Origin of the sequence: Paenibacillus sp. PDC88 (assembly GCF_900106725.1) — a bacterium.
Lineage (GTDB): Bacteria > Bacillota > Bacilli > Paenibacillales > Paenibacillaceae > Paenibacillus > Paenibacillus shunpengii.
In genome coordinates this window covers 99,270-124,907 of sequence record NZ_FNNT01000003.1, presented here as the reverse complement: position 1 = coordinate 124,907, position 25,638 = coordinate 99,270, and the positions used below count along the sequence as shown (strand labels likewise).

At 46.0% G+C, this 25,638-nt stretch carries 16 protein-coding genes; all 16 read left to right on the top strand.

Translation table 11 applies throughout. The features are described from left to right. Positions 1-459: 459 nt before the first annotated feature. The 16 genes from BLW49_RS11115 (at position 460) to flgK (ending at position 25,613) form a co-directional block, all read left to right on the top strand. Positions 460-3,489: an S-layer homology domain-containing protein gene (locus tag BLW49_RS11115; RefSeq protein WP_083656036.1), complete on the top strand. Its 3,030-nt coding sequence runs from the start codon at positions 460-462 to the stop codon at positions 3,487-3,489. Positions 3,490-3,616: 127 nt separating this feature from the next. Continuing rightward, entirely contained in the window at positions 3,617-6,418 is a 2,802-nt protein-coding gene (locus BLW49_RS11110) for a hypothetical protein (RefSeq protein WP_090724682.1), read from the top strand. 90 nt (positions 6,419-6,508) lie between these two features. After that, positions 6,509-7,015: a hypothetical protein gene (locus tag BLW49_RS11105; protein ID WP_090724680.1), complete on the top strand. Its 507-nt coding sequence runs from the start codon at positions 6,509-6,511 to the stop codon at positions 7,013-7,015. A gap of 271 nt (positions 7,016-7,286) precedes the next feature. Further along, entirely contained in the window at positions 7,287-7,565 is a 279-nt protein-coding gene (locus tag BLW49_RS11100) for an alpha/beta-type small acid-soluble spore protein (protein WP_090724679.1), read from the top strand. A 226-nt stretch (positions 7,566-7,791) separates the two neighbouring features. Continuing rightward, entirely contained in the window at positions 7,792-8,994 is a 1,203-nt protein-coding gene (gene metK, locus BLW49_RS11095; protein WP_090724677.1) for a methionine adenosyltransferase, read from the top strand. A 350-nt stretch (positions 8,995-9,344) separates the two neighbouring features. Further along, on the top strand, positions 9,345-13,046 hold the full coding sequence (locus BLW49_RS11090; RefSeq protein ID WP_090724676.1) for a SwmB domain-containing protein: 3,702 nt from the start codon (positions 9,345-9,347) through the stop codon (positions 13,044-13,046). A 253-nt stretch (positions 13,047-13,299) separates the two neighbouring features. Next, positions 13,300-16,008 (top strand): stalk domain-containing protein, encoded by a 2,709-nt coding sequence (locus BLW49_RS11085; protein ID WP_090724674.1) that lies wholly within the window; start codon positions 13,300-13,302, stop codon positions 16,006-16,008. 47 nt (positions 16,009-16,055) lie between these two features. Next, positions 16,056-17,216, top strand: coding sequence for a sensor histidine kinase (locus tag BLW49_RS11080; protein ID WP_076314513.1), 1,161 nt, complete (start codon positions 16,056-16,058; stop codon positions 17,214-17,216). A gap of 4 nt (positions 17,217-17,220) precedes the next feature. Continuing rightward, entirely contained in the window at positions 17,221-17,943 is a 723-nt protein-coding gene (locus BLW49_RS11075) for a response regulator transcription factor (protein ID WP_047912369.1), read from the top strand. 709 nt (positions 17,944-18,652) lie between these two features. After that, on the top strand, positions 18,653-19,075 hold the full coding sequence (locus BLW49_RS11070; RefSeq protein WP_076314514.1) for a hypothetical protein: 423 nt from the start codon (positions 18,653-18,655) through the stop codon (positions 19,073-19,075). Between the two features lie 201 nt (positions 19,076-19,276). Next, the gene (locus BLW49_RS11065) at positions 19,277-21,283 is read left to right on the top strand and encodes an ATP-dependent helicase ComFA (protein WP_090724672.1); all 2,007 of its coding nucleotides are present in this window, start codon (positions 19,277-19,279) and stop codon (positions 21,281-21,283) included. A gap of 206 nt (positions 21,284-21,489) precedes the next feature. Further along, a complete protein-coding gene (locus BLW49_RS11060; RefSeq protein WP_090724670.1) occupies positions 21,490-22,443 on the top strand; it encodes a ComF family protein in 954 nt (317 codons plus the stop codon). Positions 22,444-22,699: 256 nt separating this feature from the next. Beyond that, positions 22,700-23,107, top strand: a complete 408-nt coding sequence (locus tag BLW49_RS11055; RefSeq protein WP_076314516.1) for a flagellar protein — start codon at positions 22,700-22,702, stop codon at positions 23,105-23,107. Between the two features lie 132 nt (positions 23,108-23,239). Next, positions 23,240-23,524 (top strand): flagellar biosynthesis anti-sigma factor FlgM, encoded by a 285-nt coding sequence (flgM, locus tag BLW49_RS11050; RefSeq protein ID WP_076314517.1) that lies wholly within the window; start codon positions 23,240-23,242, stop codon positions 23,522-23,524. A gap of 13 nt (positions 23,525-23,537) precedes the next feature. Continuing rightward, positions 23,538-24,038, top strand: a complete 501-nt coding sequence (locus BLW49_RS11045; protein ID WP_090724668.1) for a flagellar protein FlgN — start codon at positions 23,538-23,540, stop codon at positions 24,036-24,038. A gap of 15 nt (positions 24,039-24,053) precedes the next feature. Beyond that, complete coding sequence (gene flgK, locus BLW49_RS11040) at positions 24,054-25,613, top strand: flagellar hook-associated protein FlgK (protein ID WP_090724667.1); 1,560 nt, start codon at positions 24,054-24,056, stop codon at positions 25,611-25,613. The last annotated feature ends 25 nt before the right edge of the window (positions 25,614-25,638 follow it).

Here is a 25,638-nt window from a genome sequence, read left to right as displayed (position 1 = left end):
CTGTTTCACCTGAGGGGATTTTGAATTTTTTTTGAAATGTTACTTAAATTGAAGTATATTCCAGTATTATTTGTGGTTACATATAACATAGAGTTTCCGCGCTATTCATCATCAATTAATTGGAACCGATATTCTATATTGAAGGATGAATCCCATCATTTTTTAATTAGTGGAAAATTTTTTTCGAAACTTCGCAACTTTTTTGAAACTACTGCGTTTAAGATGTAGAGCCAAAACGATGGAGGATTTAGGAAAGAGATTCATGGAGAATTTTGTCTATTTATTAGAAAAATTTTCTTTACGTCTTCTAAACCGCATTGTATAATACGATAGGTAGGATTAGGAAACTACTCTATTTTTTCTTACCCTGGCTTATATTTACTAGTTTCTGTGATCTATCACAGACATCATTTTATATGGATTTACTTGCTCAACTCTGGAAAGGGGGTGTATCGGCTAATGAGTAACACGGGCAACCCATTTACTAGTACTAGCAATCATAAAGAAAATAATCATGTGATGATTTCTCGAGGAGGAGAAAAAAAGGTTATGAAGAAAATTTTATCCGTGGCTTTGTCTACAGCAATGGCATTCTCCATGTTTGCTTCTGTAGCATTCGGTCAAACTGGTCTTACTGATGTAAACGCGCAATACAACTACTTGAAAGATAAAGGAATCTTCTCTGGATTCCCAGACGGTCAAGCACACCTTGACAGACAAATGACTCGCGCTGAGTTCGCTAAAGTCATCACTAAGACTTTGGGTCTTAAAGAAGTAGAAGGCGTTTACTCCTTCAAAGACAAAAACTACGGTGAGAAACACTGGGCAGCTCCTTATGTAGAAGCAGTTTACGCTGCAGGTATCATGGAAGGCGTTAACTCTACTAAGAAAATCTTCGGAGTTTCTAACCCAGTAACAATTCAAGAAATGGCAACTGTACTTGTACGTGCGCTTGATCTTGAAGTACCAACTGAAACTAACAACTCTGCAACGACATGGGCTAAAGGTTATGTTCAAGCAGCAATCAACGCAGGTCTGGTTGACGCTAACGCTAACTTCCAATCCAACGCTACTCGCGAACTTCTTGTAGGCGCTGCTTACGCAGTTGATCAAGAATTGAGCCTGTCCGTAGAATCCTACACTGTATCCGAAGCTGGTAAAGTTGTAGAATTCAAAATGACTGACGGCGAAACTGTAAAAGTAACTTTAGATAAAGCTCTTGAAGCTAACAAAGAAACTGAAGTTAAATTTACTTACCAAGAAAAAGAATTCACTGAGAAAGTTACTTACGTAGTTACTTCTGCAACTAAAGTTGAAGGTGCTTCTGCTAACAACTTGAAACAAGTAGTAGTGAATTTTGACGGAGAAGTTGACGAAGAAACTGCAGAAGAAGTTACAAACTATTCTTTCTCTAAAACAATTGATTCCGCAGTATTGTCTGCTGATAAGAAATCCGTCGTTCTTTCCTTGAAAGGCGAAAATCTGTCTGATACTAACAAACTAGAGAACCAAAAAGCTATCAAGATCAAAGTTGACGGCGTTAAAAACGCTGATAAATCTAAAACTTTCTCTGAAGAAGTAACATTTACTCCAGTAGACGTTACAATTCCTGAAGTTGAAGAAGTAACTGGTCTTGGTACTAAAGCGTTCCAAGTAGAATTCTCTGAGCCGGTTGACCGTGCAACAGCGATCTCTACTGCAAACTACAAAATTGATGGTAAATCCATTGCTGGTTCTGTAGAATACGTTAACTCTTCAACAGTGATCGTTACTACTGAACTCGCTACAGGAGATCACAAACTTACAGTAAATGGAGTTAAAGATTTTGCTGGTTTCGTAGTTACTCCAGTATCCTATGACTTCACTGTAGCAGTTGATACTGAAGCTCCAACTGTAGTGACATCCAAATCTTCTGATCTTACAAAAGTGGAAATCGAGTTTAACGAGCCATTGAGATCCGTAGGTAAAGTTTACAACGGTGTATCATCCAAAACCGGTACAGTTACTCGTTCCGGTAACAAAGTTACTGTAGTATTCACAAAAGAGAACGCACTTGCAGTTAATGAGAACACAATTGTGATTGAAGGTGCTACTGACTATAGTGGTAACAGTGCAAATCGTGAAGTTAAGATTACTCCTACTTTAGACACTGCACGTCCTGAAGTTACTTCTCTTACTACAAGTGTTAAAGACAACGGAGATATCTCAATTAAAGTGAAATATTCCGAAACAGTAAACTATGCAACTAATAAAGATAACTACACTATCAAAGATAAAGACGGCAAAGTAGTTACTGGAAATGGACTTGATTCAGCAGGTCATCCTGTAAGAGAGGTTGCTCTAAGCGCTGATAAAACAGAAGCTACAATCACTCTTTCTAGCACTTTTAAACAAGGTACTTATACACTAGCAGTTGCTGGAGTACAAGATAATGCATATGTTCCTAACACAATCTTGCCTTACACTGGTACATTCGAAGTAGGCGATACAACTACTCCGGAACTGAAAACTGCTTGGGTTGAAGAAGGTACACCTAATACTAACGGTGCGCGTGATGTAAGCTTCTACCTCACTTATAATAAAGAAATGGCTACTGATGGTTCTGGAAGCGTATTGGAAAGAACTAAGTATAATGTGAAGTGGACTGCGGCTTCCAGCACATACGAAGCACTTCCAACTAACGCAACAGTAGAAGCTGTTACAGCCGACACAGTGAAGATTACAGTTCCTAGCACGACTAAACAAGTTTCTGCTAATGGCGCTGAGCTTAGAGTGACATTGGTAGCAGACAAAGCTGGAAACTATGCTTATAAGAACAATGGTTATGTTGGTTATGTAGTTGTTAAACCAAGTTCAGCAGTTCAAGCAACAGTAGCAAATGCTGTATCTAACACGAAAATTGCAGTTGAATTTGATGCGAATCTGTCCAGCATTGATGCTAACGATTTTGCAATCAAGAACACTGTAACTGGTGACACTTACGAAGTTTCTTATGATGGTAAAACTTCTGATGCTTACAACTTCGTCTTAAGAGGAGATAAAGTTCTTCCTGCTGATGCTTCAAATTATGCATTTGTTGTAGATGCAACAGAACCTAACTCCGCAACTGAGTTTGGAGTTAAAGTACAAACTGGATTTACAATCAATCTAACTGATAAGATTGCTCCTGCTATTATTTCCGAAAACCCATTGAAAGTTACTGGAACTGGTACTTCTTACGAAGCACGTGTGACTTTCGACGAAGCAATCGCAGCTGTTTCCGGTACTAACGTAGTATCTGCATCTGTTACAGGAGTAACTGTGAGCAACGTTCAGTACAGCGCTAGTGGTAAAGATTTGGTAGTTACATTTACTACTGATAAAGCTTTGACTACTGACTCTGTAGTAACTATTGAACTGAACTCCAGCAACGAAAGCTCTAAAGTTATTAAGGATACAACTAAAGGTAATGCTGCAAAAGCATTCTCTACATCTGTAGTATTCAAATAATTAGTTGAGCAGAAAAAACAGTGGGGGGAACCCCACTGTTTTTTTGTTTATATCTATAGAAACTTTTTCTTCCAAACTCGCGTCTATATAGTAACTTCAAAAAAAGGAAACAATTGGAGGTACAGACGTGGATCATAAACATACTCAAAAAGCCTTACTTTGGATCACCGCTGCCGTACTTATTATCGGGCAAGGCACTTCCGTAGGTGCTGTATCAGATGATTCCAGTGATTTAACAGGAACGCAGGTTACTTCACATCCTCACTCAGATCAAGTAGTACAAGCACTGCCTATTCATCCATTAACGTCCACTTATTCAGACACATCCAGATTAACACCTTCGCACTTACTTTATAGTGGGCAAGAGCCAAGATCACAACTACTTGGAGCAGGCTTGATGAATGCCAATTCCGATCTAAATCAAATCGGTGCCTCGGCCAGTAACTCAAAATCAAACTCAACTGTAAAGAACTCCTCAACAAGCAAAAGCTCCAATGTATCATCGACAAAAAGTGACAAACCCATACATACACTTAATAACCTCAAACCCGTCAAGTTAACCTCTAAGAGCACTGTTAAACTCACCGACCTCAATGTACTGACGCAAGAAGATGGCAAGACCCTCACCTACACCCTGACCTATCAGAATAATGACAGCAAGACCTTAATGCTTATTGATTATTGGACCAAAGTGAAGACAAAGGGCGGAACATTGTATTCTCCGAACCTTATCGCGCGCGATCAGGAAAAGAAAAGTGTAGCCGCAGGTTCGTCCCTTGCCGTTACCTATATTGTGAAGGTTGGAAAGAACGTAAAAGTCAGTGATCTTCTGTTCCAGATCGTGAAATGGGATTTCAGCAAACCGAACTATGAGAGCCATTTAGGGCATTTTAATGTGCCTGCATCTTATACCTTGTCTACACCAGTCAAACAATCCAAGACCATACGTCTCAACGATATACCGGTCAAGATTAAAGTATCGAAGTTTGAGTTCCATTCGGGTACGGATTACAACTATGCAGAGGTCAGTGTGAACCTGCATAATACGGGCTACAAGCTGCTGGAGAACCCTACCGCAAAATGGATTCTGAGAACAGCAGGAGGCAGCAACTATCCGCTGCTCTTGGATTCGGCAGAAGCTACCTTTAGTATTCAGCCACAGGAGAATAAGACATTGAAGCTGCTCTCCAGTATCCCGAAGTCGGTCAAGCTGGCAGGAGCAGAGCTCATTGTCGTTGAAGAGGAAGGCGAGGCCAAGACGGTGCTTCCGCTTGCTACCTTACAGCTGCCTGCAGCAAGTACGACACAGACTGTATCGACGCCGCCTTTTAAACCAAGACAAGTCACGGTGGAGAATTTGAAGCTGGAAACGACGCTGGAAGCAGCGACGGTCAGTCAGAGCTATGGCAGCAATGATTTGTCCTTAAGCTTCAAATTCAAGAACATCAGCAAAGAAACTATCATGGTGCCTAAATACGAATTTCTATTGAAAAGCGGTAATGGAAACTCCTATCCGATGACAACGAAGGCGCTAGAGAATCTATCTTTACAGCCAGGTGCAGAGAAGACGATCAAGCTGGATATCTCCGTATCCTATGAAGTGGCTCAAGGTGCGCTAAAGCTAATCATGAATACACCTAAATCGGAGGATCCAGAGAGCAAAGCACCCGCTTACAGTTATCCCGCAGGAATCTATATACTTCCTCAGCCATCTTCATTACAGAATACGCTTGGGCGAGAGATCTCTGTAAAGAATGATAGCGGAACCTATGGTGTGACCTGGTCTTCCATTCAACGTTTACCTTGGACAGACGGGGATCTGCTCTCTGCCAAGCTGACGGTCAAGAATACGTCGGTGAAGACGCTTCGTCTTCCAGATCTGCAAGGTGTATATACAATAGATGCAGCGAAGGACGCGGGCAGCACCAAACTGATTAAGAGTCAGGCCGCTTCACTGCTCGGACCAGGGCAGGCAGTAGATATGTATCTGGTAACGAAAATTCCTACAACGCTAGATATTGCTCAGCTGCAAGTAGCCCTTGAAGAGAAGGTAGGAGAAGAGTCAACAGAGTGGATCAAGCTGACGAATATTGGAGCCATTCCAAAAGTGCCGGAGATTGAGAAGGATGAAGCTTATACGCTAACCACTCTTGGCAAAAAGGCAGAAGTCAAGACACGAAAATCTGTCGTCTATCCAGGGACAACGACTGATCTTGTGTATACAGAGCTGGAAATGACCAATATGGAGAATCGTCAGGCTGATCTGTCGCAGCTCAGCGGATACTATATGTCTTCCAGCGGCCTCTATTTCAAAGCGAATGTCAAACAGATTGATTATCCAGCCGGCCCTGAAGACAAGAGCATCGTAACCATGTGGACCAAAATTCCGAAGCGGGTAACCGTGTCTGATATGCGACTAATCGTCGGTGAAGGAGTTACAGAGGATAAGCTGACACCGGTGAAAGGAGAAGCTACTGGCTATGTTAATGCGGCATCTCTTGAAATTAGCCCGCAGCAAATAACTGCACTGACAACCATCCAAAATTTTGAGCTGTTCCCATACCAAGTACAGACGCATACCTTCGATGCGTACCTGTCCGGTGGATCCAATGTATCTATTGAATGGTACTATACGCTTAGCCAGAACAACGAGTATAGCCTTCCTGAGAATGAGCACAAGTTCATTGTCGAGATTACCGACTCTACGGGCAGAACCTTTGCCAAGGAGCTTGTACCGGGCACGGACATGAAGCTTGGAGCGAATCAGCTGCTATCCTGGTCGATAGATGATCGGATCTTCGAAGATCGCAGAGCGGGAACCTATCAAATATCCATTTATGACGAGTTCCAAGGGGAGAGGTTAAAGATCGCTGGTCAGTCCATGTACTATAATCCCAATCGCCTTCCTGCTGTAATTCCAGAAGAATAGTTTTTTCTTATTACCAAGTTCTTCTTGTCTATATGGCAAAATCACTCTATCATGATAATTATGGGATTGATAGATTAGAGGAGGAACATCATGAAACGCATGTTGAAATTAGGTATGGCTGCCGTTGCGATCGGTGGTGGCATATGGATTGGATCAGTTATGAATATTACTGCGGACGGTGCATCAGTGAATACCCAGCCGGGTACAGCGGATGATCCAGTCGTTACAAAGAGTTATGTAGATCAAGCAATTCAAAATGCACTAAATGGCGGGAGCGGAACTGGTCCATCTGAACCGTCCACCCCAGCTGCAGGGGAAGAACTGAAAATTGTCGTTGTGAAGCCTGGACAGCGTCTTGTTGCCGGAGCAGGAACGGAGTTTATCGTTCGTAGCGGTAAGGCCGTTATCTATTCTGCAGACGCGAACGGTGTAGCCGATCTGACTGCAGGCCAGGACTTGACCAATGGGACGGCGATTACGAACAACCATCTTCTCTCTTTCCCTCGTGAGGGTAGAGGTATCGAGGTACAGCAGGGCATCAAATACAATCTGACGGTTATGGTTCGCGGTAATTATAATCTCTTCTTAGTTCCTTAGGGTTTGGGTTTGGTTTCTTATTTGGTTATTACAAACCGAAGTTATATTTAATAGCTTGTTATTTCTAAGTATGCGACGTTTTGCTTCATATTATATATGAGGCGGAACGTCTTTTTTCTTGGATTTCAGTTTCTTGGATTTCAGTGTGCGTCGATGAATGATTTTTAATGTGTGTCATTTTTCCATAAGTAACAATGATTCGCCAGTCTATAAAGCCCCTGAGGTGCAAACAATATGCCTGCAAGACCAATACACAGGAGGTGCATAGATCATGGCAAGAAACAAGAGCAAGCTGGTTCCGGAATGTCGTCAAATGCTGGAGCAAATGAAATATGAAATCGCAGCGGAGTTTGGGATATATACGGGCGGTTCCCATGCAGGGGGTGCAGACACAGAGTTTGGTGATGAGCTGGGCTCAACCAATGGCCATTCTTCGTTTGCTGGATGGGGATATCTGACCTCTAGAGAAAACGGATCGATCGGCGGAGAAATCACAAAACGTCTTGTCCGATCTGCGGAGTCTAGTGCATTCCAGATTCCTAATCTGTAGGAAGCATAAAACTGCATTTTGTCTGTACAAAAGGCAATAAAACCGTAATATCCGACTGGAATATTCATACTTTATCTGATTGACACGGATTGACAAATACGTTAACATGTCGTATGAGGATGTATTGCAACCTTTTCCATGGTGGAAAAGGTTCGTTTTTTGTTTAAGGATAAACGTATGGGGGAAAGACCATAATATCCATATATGTGGGAGGTTGATTACTACAATGTCTGTTAAAGGGCGTCACTTATTCACATCAGAGTCCGTAACTGAAGGACATCCGGATAAAATCTGTGATCAGATATCAGACGCAGTACTGGATGCATTTCTTGAAGCCGATCCAAATGCCCGTGTAGCATGTGAAGTATCTGTCGCGACCGGACTTGTGCTGGTTATCGGTGAGATTACTTCAACAGCTGACTATATCGACATTTCGGCCATTGCGCGTAACACCATTAAAGAGATCGGATATACTCGTGCGAAATATGGTTTTGACTACCAGACTTCCGCTGTACTTACTTCCCTGAACGAGCAGTCCAAGGACATTGCTCAGGGTGTTAATGCGGCATTAGAGAACCGCGACCCGGCTCTCATGGAGAAGGAAACGGAAAATATCGGTGCGGGTGACCAAGGTCTGATGTTTGGTTTTGCAACCAATGAGACACCAGAGCTTATGCCACTCCCAATTGCTCTTTCTCACCGTATCGCTCGTCGTCTGGCAGAAGTTCGTAAGGATGGTACACTGGGATACCTTCGTCCGGACGGCAAGACCCAAGTCACGATTGAATATGATGGCAACAAGCCGGTTCGTGTGGACACCATCGTAGTATCTACACAGCATGCTGAAGATATTACGCTGGAGCAAATTCAGGCTGACATTCGTGAACATGTGCTATCTCCTGTTGTTCCTGCTGAGCTGCTGGACAGTGAAACGAAATACTTCATTAACCCGACAGGCCGCTTTGTGATCGGTGGACCTCAAGGGGACGCAGGACTTACAGGACGGAAGATTATCGTGGATACATATGGCGGCTATGCGCGTCATGGCGGCGGTGCTTTCTCCGGCAAGGATCCTACGAAGGTAGACCGTTCTGCAGCTTATGCAGCGCGTTATGTAGCGAAGAATCTCGTTGCAGCAGGACTTGCTGACAAGGTGGAGATTCAGCTTGCATATGCGATCGGTGTAGCGAATCCGGTATCGATTAACGTCGATACCTATGGCACAGGCAAGATCAGTGAAGAGAAGCTGGTTGAACTCGTGCGGAACAACTTCGACCTTCGTCCGGCTGGCATTATTCGTATGCTGGATCTACGTCGTCCGATCTACAAGCAAACGGCGGCATATGGCCACTTCGGCCGTACGGATATCGATCTGCCTTGGGAACGCATTGACAAAGTTGACGTATTGAAGAGCCAAGCAGGTCTATAATCAACACGCATGGGACGGATAGAACGAACTGGATAAGCTCGGTATAAGAGAGCGACCAATTTTAAGCCTTCGATGGATAACCATCGAGGGCTTTTTTCGTATGTCAAAATACATACTTTGTAGCAAGCGATTGTTTTATTATTCGCAAAGAAAATTAACCTCGTAACCTGAACTCCCTCTATTCTGAGAGCATTTCCATAGCATCAACACTCCTTTTGTCCTATCCCTTCTGTCATTACGTTGGTGCGGCTAAACTATATTTTCCAACTAACCGATGAAAAGAAGAGGTCTATAATCATATTTTTAAGTTACTCTTTAACTAAAATGCTGGAAGGAGGAAATACATTTCAATGAAGAAAAAAATATCACTGCTGCTGACAGCTGCTTTATGCGCACAAATGATGTTCAGCTGGGGCATGGAAAAGAACTACGCGGCAGAAGCAGGAGTGACACAAGCATCAACGCAAATTGAAGATGTAAAGGAAATTAGTCCCTATACCGGACAAGTTGAAGTGGCTCAAACCCCGAGCCTAACGATGGAGTTAACCCAGCCGGTCAAAAAAGGGGAAGGCTCGATTCGCATTCGCTCTTTGTCTGATAATAAGGAAGTGAAAGCATTTGATTTAGCGACAGAAGTAAAGATTTACGAGACTAAAGGAGGAAATGAGGTTTCTCCTGAGGGGTACGGTACATACATTACGATGAATTTGGGCACTACTCAGCTGCAAAGCGGCGGTTATTATGTGCTGATTGATGCAGGAACGTTCATGAAAGAACAGGGGGTACCTTTTGCCGGAATTCTAGATGCGAGCAAGTGGCGATTCTGGACAGTGGGGATGGGTGAAGTACCTGTCGTTGAGAAAGTGCCGGCGAACGGAGCATCGGGGATACTCCCGACTTCAACATTGACACTCCAATTTGCTAAGGAGATGTATCCGGCGGCAGGTGCAATCCAGATTATTAACCGTAAGAGTGGTCAGACGGTTGAAACCATTTCTTCCACATCCTCAAATGTCAGTGGGGGAGGTACCAATACAATCAAGATCAAACCTTCAATTTTATTCGAAAATAATACATCGTATGACGTTCTCGTTAGTGCTGGAGCTTTCTGGGATGCGCAGCAGAATCGAAGTGCCGAGATACGTGAGGGGGATTGGCGTTTTCTGGTATCAACCGATACGACCGCACTCATAGTTACTTCCTTATCTCCATATGACGGGAATATGAGTGCGCCCGTAGATCAACCAATAACACTAACCTTTAATAAAGCATTGGATACTAATTACCCGGGGAACGTTACTCTACGCAAAGCGGGCGGCAGTGTCGTCAATACGACAACCGTTATTAATGATAAGAATCACAGGCAGCTTGTAATCAGCCCTGCCGCTCAGCTCGAACACAATATGACGTATCAAGTCGATGTGCCCGGTGGTGTGTTTAGAGATGCGGCAGGTAATATATTTGGGGGGCTCGTTGGCAGCAGCTCCTGGAGCTTTAAGACCTTTACAAGGGATACCACGGCTCCTGTATTACAGACTTCCAAAATGTACAGTAACAAGCTGATCCGTCTTACTTACGACGAATGGTTGAATTCGAATACGAGGCCATTAATATCGAGCTATTCGGTTACAGTCAACGGTGAGACCAGAGGTATCAGTGATGTGAGTATTTCAGGAGACAGCGTCTATATTATGCTTGATACGGGCGTAGCCGTAGGCCAGGTTGTACGTTTATCCTACACGCCTGGGATCAGGCCGCTGCAGGATGATGCAGGGAATGCAGTTGCCGCTTATTCCAGTAGAGAAATCATAAATGATCTGGATTCTGTTCTATCTAAACCGAGGGAAGGTACGGTATACGGCAATACACTCTATTTATATTTTACGGAAAGTGTGAAAGTGACCTCTTCCTCAGCTAAAGATCAGTTTGTGGTAACAGCAGATGGCAGCAGTATCGGAATAAGCAGCATCTCCATAAGTAATGGTTCCGTTGTTACACTGACGCTTGATCGATCGGTAAGAGATGGCGAAGTCATCCGGGTGAACTACACTCCGGGATCTTATTCGCTGAAAGATAACAGGGAGCAGTCACTTGCAGGGTTTACTGATTTTTTTGTAAGAAACAGTAACGATACAAAAGCTCCGGAATTGCTAGAGGTAACCGCTAGTGGGAATAAAATGTACGTTCGGTATAATGAAGCGCTTCGTACGAATGATTTACCTCTAAAAAGTCAGTTCTCTGTGCTTGTAAACCGAGCGCCGTTGTTTGTTAACGCCGTGGAAGCAGAGGAAGATACGGTTACCCTCACTTTAGCGAGTACAATACAAATGAATCAAGACGTAACTCTATCCTATATTCCAGGTGTTAAAAGGCTGACGGATCTTAATTATAATCCGGCTGGTTATATCAATCTGGTGCCTGTTACGGTGTACGGCAGCGGTAGTGTTCGACAGGCTGAGGTTCAAGGTTCAACCGTGCTGCTGACGATGACCGAGGCCATGCAAGGTTCGGGGACAGCTGCTTCCCAGTTTACGGTAAATGCAGGCGGACAAAATATGCAACCGACAACGGCCGCAGTTCAGGGACAGACATTAACTTTAACGTTATCTAACCCTGTACTGACTGGACAAGCGGTTACGATGATGTATACACCAGGTACAACACCGCTTCGAACAGCGGCAGGGGAATTGATCGCTGGCTTTGGGCCAATCACTCTTCAGAATAAAACGACAGGCAGCACCAACCCAAGCAGCGGCAGCGGAGGCGCGGCTGGAATGCCAAGTGGATTATCCGTGCTAAACTCCGGGTTGTTTAATGAAACAGGCTATGCGCTTAGCACGGCGGCTACCAAGAGAACGACAGCTTTGTCTAAATACAATCGGGCTGTGGGTTCATATACCGTCAGTGCGGACACATTAAAACAGGCATTCGCGTTTGCAAGCTCGGCTTCTGGAGTATCCAAGATGCTGGTTGTAGAAGTTCCAGAGACGGAAGCTGCGGCAATGGTTGGTTTTCCAGTACAGACGCTGGATGAATTGAAACGTCAGTATCCTGATGCGGTGATTGGTGTCAGATATGGAGACCGAATATTCACTGTAAGTGTGTCCGATCTGGATCTCACCTCTATGGCTGCACGAGTGTACAGTGACATCACGAAGACGACGCTGTATCTTCAGATTGAAGAAGTGCCATCCAGCTCGTCGGTCGCGATGGATACCATGCTGTCTCAAGCATCAGCAACGAAGCTGTCCGCTTATACAGATGTCAGCTCCTTTATCGTAAGTGATACCTCTACTAAGGCAGAAGTAGCACTCAAGGGACAGCTTAAGCTGCGACTCAGCAGCATGACCAATAGCAGAACGCTTGGCGTAGTGAAGCTGGATAGTACGATTCAAAGACTGAGTCCGGTGCCGAGTAAAATTTCGCAAATAACGGACGCTGTGCTAGTACAAGCGAATCTTTCAGAAAACCACGCATTGATTGCAGCGAATCATCCAGTACAGTATATGGGCTTATATGGACACTGGGGTAAAGAAGCAGTTGAAGGGCTGGCAGCCAAGTGGATTATTGATACTGCAGCAGGCGCAGAATACGGACCAAATACCGCGATTACACGTGCCGAATTTGCTGGCATGATTGCAAGAGCATTAGGTTTAAATGGGAGCTGGGATACAACGCAGCAATTTGGCGACGTACCTTACAACGTATCAGGTGCCTATATTGGTGCGGCAGCAAAAGCGGGCATCATTACAGGTCATCAGGATGGAACTTTTAAGCCAAATCAGCTGATCACGCGTGAGCAAATGGCGATCATGATGGTTCGTGCTCTGCACTATGGCGGTCATGATTCCGGACTTAATGGTTCAGCGAACAGCATTCTGAGCAAGTTTAAGGATCGTGCGTACATTCAAGCACCCAATATCGTGGCTGAGGCTGTCCAGCAAGGGATTATCGAAGGGATGACTCAGAACACATTTAAACCGGGCGGCAATGCAACCCGCGCTCAAGCAGCTGTGATGATTACTAGAATGCTGAGCATTTATACAGAATAATTGGACTTAAGCTCTTAAAATCGGCAGAGATGAGCAATCCTCTTAAATGTTGTTTTTCAACAAAACCGATGGATATGTTCAACTTGCTAGATTCTATTGATAAAGTTAGAGAAAGAGCGTAACTTTTTCCATTTTTAGCAGTCTATTATTGAGAGGATGTTTGTGTCTTCAGCTCCGTGAATCTCTATTACAGAGGCTTGCGGGGCTGAACTCATTAATAGAAAGCACATAGGATGGGAGAGGCGCTTTTTTTATGAGCAAAGAGAGGAAGCAAACGGGGAAACTGGCGGCAAGATCAGGCAAGAAGTGGATGATTGTGACGATCGCAGGCGTATTATGGGTGACCCCCGTTCTTGGAACAGGGCAGGTACTGCAGGATACCCTTCAAATATCAAGTGTGGCCATGGCGGCAAGTACAACCAAAATATCAGAAGAGATGATCACGGCGGGAGCCAAAATGATCAATTATCGATATACAACAACGCGTTCTGGGGCTTCATCAAACGTGCTGGCGAATGTAATTCAAGTGGATTTGAATAATCCGAATGTGAAATTGGATGTGATGACAGGTAAACAAGGCAAGTTCAACAGCAAACAGAGCACTGGGGGAATGGTGAAGGAAAGCGGCGCAGTAGCCGGCGTGAATGGTGATTATTTTAATGTGAGCGGGGAAGGCGCGCCGATTGGCGGTCAGGTGATGAATGGCGTGCTGATGTCGACCCCTTCCGAGCTGTCGGGGATGCAGGCACTAACGGTAACCAAGGACGGCAAACCGATGATTGATGAATACAGCTTTGAAGGCTCGGTTACGGCTTCGAATGGGTCTACCTTTAAGCTGAGAGGAATGAATAAGGAAGATTACACTCTGGAGTCGGGCTCTGTCAAATACAGTCATGCAAATTCGATGTATATTTATACATCCGCATGGACTTCAGTGAAGCGGCCGAATGATCCGGCAACCGCTGCTGCTACAGAAGTGCTGGTACAGAACGATGTCATTCAGCAAATTTCCTATAAAACTCCACTCAACACGACCATTCCGGAGGGTGCGTATATTTTGCGCGCTCATGGTACGGCAGGAGACTGGATCAATACGAATCTGGCCGTTGGACAATCCATTCGTGCGGATTATAAGCTGATCGCGAAGACCACGGGACAAACCGTGAATCCGGACAATTTGGATATGATGATTGGCGGGCATACGCTTCTCGTGAATGGTGGGGGAGCCTCCTCCTTTTCAAGAGATGTATCGAGTATTGGAGGGTACCGGGCCCGCACGGCAGTAGGGTATTCCCAAGACGGAAGATATGTGTATTTAATCGCAGTTCAGGATAACAGCTCTAGCTCGGGAATGTCACTGTCGGAGCTGCAGAAGTTCATGGTAAGTATTGGCGTGTGGAAAGGGATGAACCTTGACGGCGGGGGATCGACAACGATGATTACGAGACCGCTTGGTGAAATAAACACAGGCCTTGCTTTTGCAACGGAATATGGGACAGAGCAGCGTGCGGTTATTAACGGTCTAGGGGTCTATTCTCTGGCACCCCAAGGGCAGCTGAAGGGACTGACAATCAGCGGAACGTCCTCTATGCTCGTTGGACAGGAAGGAACTTACAGCCTCAAGGGCTACGATACGTATTATAATCCTTATGATATGAGCGGCGCTTCGGTCACTTGGAAATCCAGTAACGGCAATGTCATCAGCACTAGCGGCGGCAAAATAACTGCCACAGGCGGCGGTACAGCAACCCTGACCGCAGTGAGCGGCTCGGCAAGTGCGAAGATGCAGATCACCGTTGTGGGCGCAAGCAATCTGAAGTCACTTAAGGCTGGAGCAGGTACAGGTTCGCTGCAAAAAGGAGCGGCCATTGCTATTCCGATTACCGCAACGACCAAAGATGGACAATCCGTCTCCCTGCCGGCAGACAGCTTGAAGTGGGAATTCGTTGGATTTAAGGGAAGTGTATCGGGTGATACACTCACTGTATCCTCTGTAAATTCAGGCACATCGGTGGGCTATGCCATTGGCCGTTATGACGGCTTCAGCACGGTCGTTGTCTTGACGACTGCAGGACAAACGATGTGGGAAAACTTTGAGAATGTAAGCTATCCAATCAGCTTCACGACGAATGCATCCGGCGTCACCGGAGCAGCACGCGTTGTTAACGGAACTGGCGAGAAGTCCGGCTCCAAAGTGCTGGAACTGAGCTATGATATGAACGGCGGAAGTGGTAAAATGTATGCTTATGCACAGCTTAACGGCACTTCCGGCAAACAAATCGAGTCCAGTGCTACGGCGCTGTCTATGGACGTCCTTGGCGATCACAGTCTGAATTGGCTGCGGGCAGAAGTGCTTGATGCAAACGGCAAAACGGTATACATTGATCTTGCCCGTAATATCAACTGGACAGGCTGGAAGAACATTAGTGTCGATCTAAGCGGTTCAGACATTGCGTATCCGGCGAAGCTGAAGCGGTTGTATGTCGTCAATCTTGAGGAAGGTCAGGATGAGAGAGCGATGGCAGGAACAGTAGCCTTTGATAATATTGCTCTAACCATGCCTTCCCTATCTAGTGAAGCAGGATTACCAACAGGAACTGCCAAGTTTGTCATTGGACAAAAATCGGTCACCTTCAATGGAACGAAGAAGGCAATCGATGCAGCGCCTGTACTGAAGAATAATGCAACCTATGTACCAATCAAGCATGTGCTGGATGCGTTCGGAGGCAGAGCAACCTGGGACAGTAAGAACCAGCGTGTGACGATTCTCCGCGGCGGCAAGCTGATTGATCTTACAGTAAACGAGAAGGAATTTATCCTTAACGGGCAGCGCCTAAGCGCGAGTGTGGCTCCGTATATTTCCGGCGGTAGGACTTTAGTCCCGCTCAGACTAGTATCTGAACAGCTTGGCCTTACCGTAAAATGGGAACAGAAAACGAAGACCGTCACTATCGACTCGTGATATGGTATGATATATCCTGGAAACGTTAGGAATGGAGTCGAACATTTGTGGACTTTCAAGCTGATGCTCTTGACCGCGTCATAAAAAACGCCATGCAGGTCATGGAAAGTAGTAAATATCAGATTTTTGAAATAATGGACTCAGCTCGAACCGAGCTGAAGACGCTCAATCAGGAGATTCAATCCATCCTGAAAGAGACGGCGGAAACGATCGAGAAGGTCGATCAGCTTGAGCTTAATTTCCGCCGGTCCCGAATCCGGCTGACAGAGGTCAGCCGGGATTTCGTCCGCTTTTCCGAGCATGACATCAAGCAAGCTTATGAAAAGGCGACACAGCTTCAGCTGGATTTGATGATTTACAGAGAGAAGGAAATGTACCTTAAAGCACGCCGCGACGATCTGCAGAAGCGTGCGAGAAGCATTGAGGAATCTGTGGAGCGCGCAGAGACTATCGGTTCACAGATGAATGTTGTTATGGAGTACCTATCCGGCGAATTAGGTCAGGTGACCCGAATCATCGAGTCTGCCAAGAATCGACAAATGATCGGTTTGAAGATTATCCTGGCCCAGGAAGAAGAACGCAAAAGAATCGCCCGGGAAATCCATGACGGCCCTGCACAAATGCTTGCAAACTTAGTGCTTAGGACGGAAATTGTAGAAAGAATGCTGGTTAAGCAGGATTTTAAGATGGTGCAGGCCGAAATAGTAGATTTGAAGAAGCAGGTTCGTTCAAGCCTTGGAGAAATGCGCAAAGTTATTTTCAATTTGCGTCCAATGGCACTAGATGACCTGGGCTTAATTCCCACGCTTCGAAAATACGTGCAGGATTTTGAAGAAAAAACGAAGATTCGCGCGCTTTTTGAAACCAGAGGGAAGGAACACCGTTTGTCTTCGGCTATGGAGGCTGCCGTTTATCGTTTAGTGCAAGAAGGCTTGTCGAATGCAGCCAAGCATGCATACCCGACCTATGTCGTGGTGGAGATTACTTTTCAGGCACAGCTCGTCAAGATTGTTGTACAGGATAACGGGCTTGGCTTTAAGCCCGAACTGCTGGAACAGAAGAGCAAGGACCATTCACACTTTGGTCTGATTGGGATGCGTGAGAGAGTCGAGCTGCTCGAAGGCCGAATGGAAATTGAATCAGGAGAGAATCAAGGCACCAAGATTGTGATTCATATCCCGACAAACGTGGAAAAGGGAAAGGAGTAGCAGGATGGAAAACCAGAACATGATAAGGGGTAACATTAAGGTATTGCTGGCTGATGATCATCAGCTGTTTCGTGAGGGTCTGAAACGAATCTTGAACATGGAGGACGATATCGAGGTCATCGGTGAATGCGGCGATGGCATTCAGGTATTGGAGTTCTGCAACCAGAGTAAGCCGGACATCGTTCTTATGGACATTAATATGCCTGTAGAGAACGGGGTTGAAGCGACGGAGAAGCTGAGAGAGCTGTTCCCGGACGTCAAGGTTATTATTTTGTCGATTCACGATGATGAGAGCTATGTATTCGAAACATTGCGCAAGGGCGCGAATGGATATCTGCTGAAGGACATGGAGGCAGAGTCGCTTATTAATGCGATCCGTTCTGTGCATGAAGGATATGCCTTTATCCATCCAAAAGTAACAGGCAAGCTCATTATGCAGCTGCGCCGGATGACATATTTGAATGAGACAGGCGCTATGAATGAAGGCGGCGTGAAGGAAGCTGGCGTTAAATTCGTTGCAGGCGATAACAATCCGCTGACCCGCCGTGAAGCCGAAGTGCTTCGTTTGATGGCGGAAGGTAAGAGCAACAAGATGATTGGTGAGTTCCTCTTTATCAGTGAGAAGACAGTGAAGAACCATGTCAGCAGCATTCTGCAAAAAATGGAAGTAGATGACCGTACACAAGCCGTTATCAACTCCATTAAATATGGATGGGTTACCCTGTAAAGGGAACGTAGCCTTCGGTATAAGGGAAGTGTGATCTGCCGCTTTCCCTGGGGGAACTACTGAAGTCATGCGTACAGATAGTGGTCTCTGGTACTACATAGGTAGCATGTACGGGGGAGCGTTTCTTGTGCTGTATATTCATACTGCCTTGAAGCGTGAGAAAATATAGATTGATCTAAAGTTGAGGATGCTAACGTTGATTTTGTCGTATTTTTAATCTGATTACGGATGTGATTCTGATTCGAAGGTTACGGCAAGGAACAAATTAGTTATTACTTTAGTTCGGTTATATAGTTATGGAATTTTTGAAAGCGCAAGAAAAAATAACATTTCTTTTCATAAAGATAGGATGTTACATTTCTATAGTATAGTAAAGAACTAAAGCACAGAATAGAAGATGCTTTAGTTCAGTGTATGCTTGATAGAATCATTTGAAATCGTGCAGTCCGGTCTATCTTCGCTATTGTTGGCTCGCACCCAATCATAACGAATGGAACTGTCGCTCTAAATGCTCAATCTATCGTGTTAGTAAAAAATAAGATTTATCATATGTTCTGCTGATTCATTTGACTGTGTCACCGTCCCGGGTATCCGCATATATTGGCGGTATAAACAAGATCCGCCGGCTGGTCATTCACACGGCTGCTGTGAAGTGAGTAGTTTTGCGGTTAATTGCATCCATGGATGCAATAGGGAGGTGTAGTCGTATTTGATCGAACATTTGATATGGATTGCGCTTGTCTATGGCTTAACAGCCTTATGCGTTCGGTATTTATACGCACGTTCACAGACCAAGCAGCAGCCTGCCGCCATACCCGTTCACTATGTTCTCATCACATGTAACCATGGGCTTCAGCTGGAGTGGATTATCCGCGGATTGTCCATCGACGCTCTGTTTCGAGGCACGAGTCATAAAGTAACTGTGATGGACCTTGATTCCAAAGATGATACTCTTCCGCTTCTCTACCGGCTCGGTAGTATTGCAGGCGTAGATTTGAGCATTGTCTCAGCAAGTGAGGAGCCGATGAGCACCTTATTTGCCTTACAGCCTGCGGTGTACGAAGAGGTCAAGTTCGTTGATCTTCGCAACGATGCAAGTCTAACGGAATTTCCGTTCGTAACTAAACATTAATCATATTATAAGACGAATATATCGTTAAAAAGTTGCGGTATTGTCATTAATATTGTAAATATAGGATCTTTTTGGTTTAATTTAACTGTAGAAGAAAAGTATGAAGCACATACTTCGGCAAATACGCCGGGTATGTGCTTTTTTTGCGTTCATAAATGGGTGTTTGGTCGAAATTGGAAGGACGAGAAATGAGGGGATGAAATGAGAATTGGGCTATACGCAATCCGATTATGTGCGGAGTCCGGCAATGGCAGGGAGTGGAGAATATTTCTGTCACTTCATTTAAGCGTAGATTGGCTGTGGTGGAGAGAGCAGCTTCGTGAAGCATCTCCAGCAGGCATATGGCAGGTGGTTATGATCTCAGAGGCAATGCCGTTATCCTGGGCGTATCGGGTACAGGAGGAATTATTTAAAAACGGGACAAGGACATCGGGAATTGAGGGAGCAGAGAGAACTGAAGTTCAGTGGATAGAGATGGTGAAGTCTTTAATTGCCCCGCTGATCAGGTCAGAGCCTGGAGAGCAAGGAGAGCGGATGTTTCTTGAGTGTGTGGCGATAAGGGAGTTCCGAATTGGGCATAGCGGGCTGGAGGAACGGAGAGAGCGGCAAAGGGCTAAGTCAGAGGACGAATTGTACAGAGAGGTTATGAGAACAGAGCATATAGATCAGAGGAGAGCAGGTAGCCAAAGGTTTAATTCAGTGGATGAGTTATACCAGCTGAGAGTGAAGGCAGAGCGTGTGGCACAGCAGCTGGCAGGAAGACAGTTGCTTATGCCGGAAGCAGAGGCACTGCTTGCGGAGTCCGCTCCCGAGATAGGGAGCGAATGGCAGGCTGCAGTGCAGCTGGCGTATCTGGCGGGGCGGGTTAGATACGTGCCCGCCCTTGCCCCGCCGCAGGCGGCGCGCTCTGCGCGATTCGTCTGGCCTTGGGTCAGACGAGAGCAGCTGCGCTGCCGCCGATGCGGCAGCATGGCCGCACAGCAGAGTGCGTGTGCGGCCTGCGGGTCTGCGGCGTGCGCCTATTGCGAGGCCTGCCTCGCGCTCGGGCGCAGCCGATCTTGCGCGCTGCTGCTCGTAGGCGCAGCGCTTCCGGCCGTGCGGGGCACGGCCGGGGGTTCCCCCACCGATCTGGTGAGTCGGTGGGGACTTAGCCCGGCGCAGAGCGCAGCCACAGGCGCGGCGCTCGCGTATTTGGCCCGGCGGCGTGAGGACGCCCGGGCGAAGGGCCGGTTCTTGCTCTGGGCCGTGACCGGCGCAGGCAAGACCGAGATGACCTACCCGCTGCTGGATTACATCCTCGCAAGCGGGGGCAGCGTGCTCGTCGCCACACCGCGCCGCGATGTGGTGCTCGAGCTCGCACCGAGGGTGGCCCGCGCCTTCCCGGATACGGCGCGGGTCACCCTCTATGGCGGAAGCAGCGAACGCTGGCAGCGAGGGCAGCTGACCCTCGCCACGACACATCAGCTGCTGCGCTTCCGCCACGCCTTTGACCTGGTCATCATCGACGAGCTCGATGCCTTCCCTTACCACAACGACCCCATGCTTGCCTATGCGGCCGAAGCATGCTGCAAGCCGGGAGGCAGCTTCATCTATCTATCTGCCACCCCGCCTGCACAGCTGCAGCGGGAAGCAGCCCGCGGCAAGCTGGCTCATGCCAGAGTGCCGGTTCGCTTCCATCGGCACCCGCTGCCTGTCCCGGTATACATGAAGGTGCCATACGTAGCGCAGCAGATTAAGCAGCGTAAGCTGCCACGTGAGCTTCAGCTGAGGCTAAAGCGTTCGTTGGAGCGAGGGGCGCAGGTGTTTCTATTCGTTACACGGATCTCACAGATCGAGTCCTTCGTTGCGCTTCTTCGAGCAAGCTTGCCAGGTATTCGTGTCGAAGGCACCTCTTCCGAGGATCCTTTACGGGGCGAGAAGGTCATCTCTTTTCGCGATCGAGAAATTCGCCTGCTCGTAACAACAACTATATTAGAGCGTGGTGTGACCGTTCCCAAGAGCGATGTTTACATACTGGATGCAAACACGCGGCTGTTCGATGACGCATCGCTTGTGCAGATGGCAGGTCGAGCGGGCAGATCCAAGGATGATCCAGCCGGGACCGTCATATTCGGTGCTCCAGAAGTGAATCGTGCGCAGAAAGTCGCCGTCAACCAGATCAAAAGAATGAATGCCATCGCTCGCCGTAACGGTTATCTGTTAGAGTAACTCGGACGATTCCCTTTGAGCGCAGTGTAGCAGGAGGCTGTCGCAGGTACCCCGATGTCAGAGGGGCTCGGCCGTCGAACTGTTCGGTTAGATTAAGTAGATTACATTTTAAGCTGAAACAATGATTTTTACAGTTGCATAACAACACCGCACTCATAGACCAATACAGACCAATATAGTCCAATGAAATAAGGGAGTCCAAGAGAATGAACATATTGAATCGCATATCTACATTTATGCACAGCTTGGCATCCCCTTCCGGGAATACCTGTCTCGCCTGTGGTACACATGCTCAACTATCCAGGGAATTGCCTGGGATCTGTTATCGCTGTGTCCGTTCCATTCCTTGGATTACTCAGATTCGCTGTGTTAAATGTGGACGGGCAATAGGCTGCCCGGATTGCTCCAGAGGAGATCATAACCGCAGATCCTTTGAGTGTAACCGAAGTGCTGTAGTATATGATTCTTTAATGAGAGAATGGCTGGCGGTATACAAGTACCGGGGGAAAGAAAGATTCGCTCCACTATTCGGGGCCATGCTTAATAAGGCGTATTTGGGAATGCAAAGAGAGTATTCTACACAGCTGCTTCGAGGTGACATCGGTCGGGTGGATGAGCATGAGGGTGAGAGTGCAGAACAATCTAAATATAACGTAGGTAAGGTTTCTATTATCAACCGCCATGATTTATCCATAAACAAACACAGACCAGATATCTGGCGAGCCGATGCCATAACCTATGTGCCTGTAAGCTATGAGCGACTAATGGAGCGAGGATTTAATCAGGCCGAACGGATGGCAGTCGAGTTATCGAGATATCAGGGGATACCAGTAATTCCATTACTGCAAAGAACCAAGCATACAGAGAAGCAGAGCTTCAAGGGTAGAAGAGAAAGAGAAATCTCGATGCAGCATGCTTTTGACCTGCGTCCGGACACGGAACGAATCCTCAATTTTCTAATAAGTGAAAAGATGAATGGCAAGCTTCATCGAGACAAGAATCATACTATAAACGATAAGGTTCAGATGAAAATCCTGCTGGTAGATGATGTCTACACGACAGGCAGCACCTTGGAAGCATGCTGTAAAGTGATTAGAGAATGGGGATCAAAGAGAGACATTCATATTTCAATGTATACTGTTACTTGGGCTAGATCTTAATAGGAAGAATATTTGATAATGAGGAACTAAGATTAATTTCTGAATCAATTTACCGATATATAAAGTAGGAAGTAATCTGAAAGCTCGGGATATAGTTTTAGGGATAGATGAGATTCAGAATAGAATTGATTTTACACAATCATGCAATGGTCATCTGTATGTAACAGAGTACTCCTATCCAGATGACAAGCTATTTTAAGGTAGGTTATAATGACGAAAAGTAAATGGTTTTCATGCAGAAGGGGGCGTAAAGAGGATGAATGTCGGGAACTGTCCTCGCTGCGGCAAGCTATACGTATTAAACGTGTTGGAGGCTTGTCCTGCTTGTCTAAAAGAGGTTGAGCAGCAGTATTATGAATGTGTGGAGTATTTACGCAAAGAGAAGGGCGCAAACATACAACAGCTATCGGATGCGACAGGTGTATCCGTTAAACAAATAACGAAATTTATCAAAGAGGGACGCATATCGGTGAAGGATGCACCCAATTTGACCTATCCCTGCGAGGTGTGTGGTACTTTTATTCGAGAGGGCCACATGTGCGACGGCTGTCGTGCGCGTTTGACCAAGGAATTGGCCGGTGCAACCCAGGAGGTAAGTCAGGGGGAGACATCGGGTTTAGGCTCTCGTGCCTACAATGCAATCGACAAATTCAAGCGTTCTTAGGAGGCATGGCTCAATTCTAGAGTGCTCTATAAACAATGTTTCAACCTCTACCGATAACTTTAGTAAAGATTATCGGTTTTTTATTTTAGGGCGATTCTTGATCCTAAACTCTTATGAAAGCAGGTGTTCATTATGAAGATTAATGAATCCGGACGAATTGGGGCAATTAACTCTTATTCGAGAAATATAGAATCCGGTCAGCAGACCGAAAATAAGAAGAGCAAGCGTAAGGATGAGGTATCCATCTCGCCTGAAGCTATGGAAATGCTCAAGCAGCAGGAACAAGTGAATAGCAGCGAACGCGCACAGCGCATTCAGGAACTGAAGCAGCAGGTCGCTTCAGGAACATATAAGGTCGACACGGAACAGCTGGCAGAGAGAATGATGCCTTATTTTAAACCGGGCTCTGACAAATAGGAGAGACAAATCGATGTCCTTTAATCAACTCATTGTATCCATTGAGGAGCTTAATATTTGCCATGAGCAGCTGATTAAGCTAGGCGAAACTAAGAAGCAGACGATTATACAGAATAAAGTTAACGAAATGATTGCGATCACGAATGCAGAATCAAAGTTAGTCAAAAGAATTGAGGAATTGGAGCTGGCTCGTCAGGAAGCGGTGTATGGTGTTCTTCAAGAACGTGGGATTAAATCGCGTCTCAATCTGACGATGCCTGAGCTGATTCGGCTCATCTTTGATCAGACAGATAAGCAGCGGCTGGAAACAGCGCTTGGACAGCTCTCAGATACTTTGACAACGCTTAAACAGCTGAATGAGATTAATCAGCAATTGCTCAAGCAGTCACTGTCATACATTGATTTTTATGTAGAGACGCTATCCTATAGGCCGGAAACAGAAGTCACATATCAAAATCCAGCTGACAAACAGCATAATGCGCAGAGCTCCGGGTTATTCGACACGAGAGCCTGATTCAAGGAGGTTCATATGCCATCCACGTTTCATAGTATAGAAACAGCCAAACGCAGTCTATTTACACAGTCTGCTGCGTTAAATACCACAGGTCATAATATTTCCAATGCCAATACGGCCGGTTATTCCAGACAGGTTGTTCACATGACAGCATCCAGCTCAATGGAGGCCGTCAGCTTATATCGCAGCACAGCTCCTGGACAGCTCGGTACAGGTGTTGAATTTAACGCAATCACACGAGTTCGCCAGACGTTTCTCGATGATCAGTATCGAAACGAAAATACCGGCCTTGGCGGCTGGAACGTTCGCTTCGATACACTCGATAAGCTAGAGACAATTATTAATGAGCCATCGGATACCGGAATTCGGACGGTGATGGATAACTTCTGGAATGCTTGGTCAGATTTGAGCCAGGATCCACAAGATATTACGAACCGTAAGATTGTAAAAGAAACGACACTTGCCCTGACCGATGCACTTAATCAGACAAGCCGTCAGCTTGATGCTCTAACTAGTGATCTTACGAGTAATGTTGAATTAAAGACAGGAGATATCAACTCCTTACTGTCAACTGTGGCGAGCCTCAATCAAAATATCTCCAGAGTTGAAAGCTTGGGGGATAATGCAAATGATTTGAGAGACAAACGCGACTACGCCATTGATCAATTATCGAAGATTGCGAATGTTCAAGTTACAGAGCTGGATACGGGATATCAGGTTACACTCGGCGGACAACAGGTCGTGACGGGAAATGCAGCCACTGAAGTAACTCCAGACATGCTGGAAACGGCTTATGCTTCCGGTACACTGACAGGCGGAGAAGTGTATGGAATGATCTTTTCCCGCGATGTCTATGTAGCGGATTATAAACAGCAGCTCGATCAGCTCGCAAATACACTTGCTAATGGAAATATTGAGGTGTCACTTCCTGCGGGAACTGTACTTCCGGAAGGAACCGTACTGAATGGAGTCACCTACTCGGACGCTAATGGCAACCGTACGTTGAATGATAATTTGACAGTAACTGTACAGGGGATCAACGGTTTACATCAGCTGGGATATACCGTAAATGGTACAACACCTGAAGCTGGAGGGGCATTCTTTACTTCAACAGATGGTGGCACCATTACTGCTGGTAATATTACATTAAATCCGGAAATTCAGAATGATCCGAACAAGATTGCTACGTCCATGAGAACGGATGGAACAGGAGCCGGGGAAGCTGTAGTCAAAGGGAACAACTCCCTTGCGCTGATTATGGCGAGAATGAAGGACACTAAATTTGATTTTGGAACAGCACTGTCCAAGCCAGGCACGGTAGATGATTTTTTCAGTTCCATTGTCGGACAGCTTGGGATTGAGACTCAAGAAGCTAAACGTCAAACCGAGAATGCAAGCCTGCTGACACAGCAAGTCGACATCAATCGTCAATCCGTAAGCGGCGTCTCACTAGATGAGGAAATGTCGAATATGATCAAGTTCCAGCATGCCTATAGTGCAGCATCCCGTTTCATGACAACCTTTGACCAGTTATTAGACAAGCTGATTAACAGCACCGGCACTGTCGGACGTTAAACCTGAGAAGTAGGAGGCATTACAT

Excerpts from the sequence above, each read along its gene's own strand:
- metK (WP_090724677.1), top strand. The coding sequence starts at position 7,792 with ATGTCTGTTAAAGGGCGTCACTTATTCACATCAGAGTCCGTAACTGAA.
- flgM (WP_076314517.1), top strand. The coding sequence starts at position 23,240 with ATGAAGATTAATGAATCCGGACGAATTGGGGCAATTAACTCTTATTCG.
- BLW49_RS11105 (WP_090724680.1), top strand. The coding sequence starts at position 6,509 with ATGAAACGCATGTTGAAATTAGGTATGGCTGCCGTTGCGATCGGTGGT.
- BLW49_RS11055 (WP_076314516.1), top strand. The coding sequence starts at position 22,700 with ATGAATGTCGGGAACTGTCCTCGCTGCGGCAAGCTATACGTATTAAAC.
- BLW49_RS11090 (WP_090724676.1), top strand. The coding sequence starts at position 9,345 with ATGAAGAAAAAAATATCACTGCTGCTGACAGCTGCTTTATGCGCACAA.
- BLW49_RS11060 (WP_090724670.1), top strand. The coding sequence starts at position 21,490 with ATGAACATATTGAATCGCATATCTACATTTATGCACAGCTTGGCATCC.
- BLW49_RS11075 (WP_047912369.1), top strand. The coding sequence starts at position 17,221 with ATGGAAAACCAGAACATGATAAGGGGTAACATTAAGGTATTGCTGGCT.
- flgK (WP_090724667.1), top strand. The coding sequence starts at position 24,054 with ATGCCATCCACGTTTCATAGTATAGAAACAGCCAAACGCAGTCTATTT.
- BLW49_RS11065 (WP_090724672.1), top strand. The coding sequence starts at position 19,277 with ATGAGAATTGGGCTATACGCAATCCGATTATGTGCGGAGTCCGGCAAT.
- BLW49_RS11115 (WP_083656036.1), top strand. The coding sequence starts at position 460 with ATGAGTAACACGGGCAACCCATTTACTAGTACTAGCAATCATAAAGAA.
- BLW49_RS11045 (WP_090724668.1), top strand. The coding sequence starts at position 23,538 with ATGTCCTTTAATCAACTCATTGTATCCATTGAGGAGCTTAATATTTGC.
- BLW49_RS11085 (WP_090724674.1), top strand. The coding sequence starts at position 13,300 with ATGAGCAAAGAGAGGAAGCAAACGGGGAAACTGGCGGCAAGATCAGGC.
- BLW49_RS11100 (WP_090724679.1), top strand. The coding sequence starts at position 7,287 with ATGGCAAGAAACAAGAGCAAGCTGGTTCCGGAATGTCGTCAAATGCTG.